The sequence below is a fragment of the Bacillus mobilis genome (assembly GCF_001884045.1).
Lineage (GTDB): Bacteria > Bacillota > Bacilli > Bacillales > Bacillaceae_G > Bacillus_A > Bacillus_A mobilis.
The window spans coordinates 1-1,045 of the sequence record NZ_MACF01000109.1 but is presented as its reverse complement, the minus strand read 5'-3'; the positions used below and the strand labels follow the sequence as shown (position 1 = coordinate 1,045).

The window sequence follows — 1,045 nt, the reverse complement described above, 5'->3', positions numbered from 1 at the left end:
CTTGCATACTACCATTCATCCAAGTCAGTAGTATGCAAGAGGTTATAAGAAATAAACCAGTACCCCCCTTCTCATTTAAATTTTAAATACGAATTGTTGATTGCTCATATAAACAGTTTTGTGAAGAATGCTCCACAATTTCCAATTGTGATATTCTTTCCACGTTTGAATTGTTTGTAACCATTTTTTATATACTTTTTGCGTATTCTTTTTACTTTCTTCCATGGAAGCAACAAGAATACGCAGTTTTGTTGTAATTTGTTTTTTTAATAATAATATAATCTCTTTTGGTAATTGTTCTTGCAATTCTAATCCACGTCTTGCGATCGTGAAGGCGGCTGCTTCATGAACGCTAATACCGAAATTTTTACTGTATTTTAATTTTCCAATCACACTTGTATAAGCGGGGTTTACTGTTTTAACAGAAAATCCGTTACGAAGAGACATACGAATTAAACTGTTCAACATCTTTTTATACGTAAATTGATGCAAATTACGATTACTGTATTTATCAGTATCATGAGATTGTTGAAACTTTAAATCTTCTAAAACAATTCCACCTACATTGTTTTCCAACAACCATGTTTTAATTTGTTGTACGATTTGTCCAATTATCGTGGCGCGTTTGTTTGTTGAAAACGTATTCAGATTGTGTAGATAAAAAATTTTTGAACCTTTAAAATTACCTTGTTTTGTACATAAACTAACTGCAATACGGTCCGGATTTACATCAATTCCTGCAATTACATCTGATTGTGGTGTTTCCTTGAAATTTAGTACACGACCTATTTCTGTTTCATCAAACGTAATATTCACATAAAATTCATTTTGTTTACGAATGATTTCTACACTATATTTTTGATGCTCTATAATCGGTTTTCCTTTTGGATTTACACCGAGTTGCTTTCCCATAACGACATTTGTGATTTGATGATAAAAATGATATGGAATGATAATCGGAACTTTGATTCGTGGGCTTTTTGCTTTTATCTCCACGAGAATATAATTGTCGTGTCCGCAAATCTTTCCATTCTTGATTGGATAT

The 1,045-nt window shown here is 31.8% G+C and carries 1 pseudogene; it reads right to left on the bottom strand.

Going from position 1 to position 1,045, the window contains the following annotated elements:
* Nucleotides 1-75 precede the first annotated feature (75 nt).
* Nucleotides 76-1,045 (bottom strand): annotated as a pseudogene (locus BAQ44_RS18455) (IS200/IS605 family accessory protein TnpB-related protein); the annotation flags it as partial.